The sequence below is a fragment of the Flavobacterium sp. P1_E4 genome, from assembly GCF_056405915.1.
Genome location: NZ_JBFUBE010000054.1, coordinates 1 through 2,451, shown reverse-complemented (window position 1 = coordinate 2,451; position 2,451 = coordinate 1). Strand labels below are relative to the sequence as shown.

The window sequence follows — 2,451 nt, the reverse complement described above, 5'->3', positions numbered from 1 at the left end:
GTGATAATTCGGGCGAATGTCTTCTAATAACCACTGCATTTCAATGTTTCTAAGAGATTCTTTTTCTAGTTTGCGACTACTTCTTAATCCGTTGAGATAACCGTATAAATAGATTTTCAGAAACACTTTGGTATTGTAACTCGGGCGACCTTCTCCTTTGATACTTTGTATTGCAAAACCCAGCTTGGTGAGGTCAATAAATTCCACAAAAGCATCTATAAAACGAACTTGATTATCGGGACTTATAGCGTCTTCTAAACTAGAAAAACGCATCTGATGACGGGAAATTCCTGTGATATGCTGCATTCTTAAAAATACGAAAATTCCTGTTTTGACACAACTTTTTTGTTATATTTGGTGATATACAAACGGAGGTTTTTTCACAGACTGACGTTAGGTGCAATTATTAAACAACTTAAGTACAAATGATTATATTTATTGATACTAACATAATTTATGGTCATTGGTATTTACAAAATGCCAACTTCCAATACTTATTAAATTATTTAGAAAATACAAATTCAACTCTTGCTGTTTCAGAAATCGTATGTGATGAAATAGATAATAAGTTTTACGAAGAATTGAATGCTATCAGCATCACTTTAAAAAATAACCTAAAAAAATATGAAGTTTTAGTTAATGAAAAAGCAACCTTAATTCCTGAAAAATTAAAAGGTGATTATTCATTTAAAAAACTTTTAGAAGAACGTACAGATTGTGTGAATTTCTTTCCATATAATTTAGTCCCTAATGAAAAAATTGTTGAAAGAGCAATAAAAAAAGTAAAACCTTTTAAAGATGACGACAGAGGTTTTCGAGATACTTTAATATGGCTATCTTTCTTAGAATATTTAAAACTTAAAAAGAATGATGACATTGCTTTTATAAACAATAATTCTACAGATTTTTACAATTCAGAAAAATTGGATTTTAACAATGATTTATTAGAAGACATCAAAGCTTTAGGAATAACTAATAAATTTAAAATCTATGAATCTATAAAAGATTTTATTAATGCAGAAGTTGGGAACAAACACAAGTACACTGCAGAAATAATTATGGAGAGTTTTATTTACCCTCAAGAATCAGTTATTGAAAAAAACATAGAACAATATATCAATTCTCAATCGGCAAAATGGTTTACTGATATACTTAAAGGACATTCTAAGGCATTTGATAAGCTAGCGTATCTTATAACGTTTAACTTTAATATTGTAGAAGGAATTGAAGATCCAGAATTATTAAATTGGGCAGAAATTGAAGAAAATATCTTTTTTGGAGAATTACGCTTTTTTTTAAGGAACGTTGAAATCCAACTAACTATACCTAAAATGCTTTACAATGATAATGAATCTACTTTTCCCGATATTAAAAATTTAGTTGAAACAAATAATGATTATGTAACAATGACTATAATCAATAAAATTTATATGAACATTTCTTTTAATTTCGACACAATTAAAAATACTGTCGAAAATCTTGAAATAAATATACTTGGACCATTATAACTGCACCTAACACACGCTACAAGCAATTTGGGTATTAGGCTTAATTTGAAATTGGTTTTGTATTTGGAAGATTTGACAAATCCGAATAATGGGTTTAATTTAGTCCCAAACTGCTTGTAGCGCGAGAACGTTATGTGGGAGTTGAAAAAGAGCATTTCAGTTAAAATCACGTTTTTTAAAAGCGTATTGTTGCGCAGAAAATCGAAATACAGAAATCTAAAATTGGAGTTTTAATCAGAACTTGAATTTGGAAGTTTCTAAACCGAATCCGAAATACGGAACTTGAAATGCAAACTTGAATATTGGAGTTTCTAAACTGAATCTGAAATACAGAACTTGAAAATTAGAACTTGAATTTCGGAGTTTCTAAACTCAATCTGAAAATTGGGTTTTTAAATGGGTTTGCGAAAACCGAAATGTGAATATTGAAATTTTGTTGAAAACAGACAAGAACAATCGTTCTGAGTGTAAACTGAAACGAAAAAGGGAATAAAATTTAGCTGAGATTTGGGCAAGAATTAGGTTTTTAATCGGCCAAGATAAGGCTGAAAATGGAGTAATAATTAGGAATATTTGCTAGAAACAACCCCCACATAACAGCCACTACAACGGATTTGGGCAATAGGCTTAATTGAAAGATGGTTTTGTATTTGGAATGATTTGGCAAATCCGAAGAATAGGCATAATTTAGTCCCAAACCCGCTGTAGTGCCAGAACGTCAGGCTGTGAAAAAACCTCTTTTTTTTCTCAAAATCTTCAAATTTTACAATCCTACAATTCAAATAAAGCCTTCTGAGAAGGCTCTTTTTTTAAGCTACTAATTTTATCGGATAAAAATTGTGCCTTGCATTTAGCTTTAAATAGATCACTTTTATTAAAAACAAGACTTTTGCCTTGTAGGGTGAGTTCCATTTTTGAAGTTTAGCAATCAGATCGGGAACGC

Annotated in this window: 2 protein-coding genes; one reads left to right on the top strand and one right to left on the bottom strand. The window is 30.2% G+C overall.

Annotation, left to right across the window (positions count from 1 at the left end):
• Nucleotides 1-306, bottom strand: a 306-nt coding sequence (locus AC1DY0_RS18905; protein ID WP_477190132.1) for a transposase, incomplete at its 3' end; no start/stop codon positions are given.
• A 119-nt stretch (nt 307-425) separates the two neighbouring features.
• On the opposite strand from AC1DY0_RS18905, the gene AC1DY0_RS18900 reads away from it, so the two are divergent.
• Complete coding sequence (locus AC1DY0_RS18900; protein ID WP_477190131.1) at nt 426-1,508, top strand: PIN domain-containing protein; 1,083 nt, start codon at nt 426-428, stop codon at nt 1,506-1,508.
• Nucleotides 1,509-2,451 lie beyond the last annotated feature (943 nt).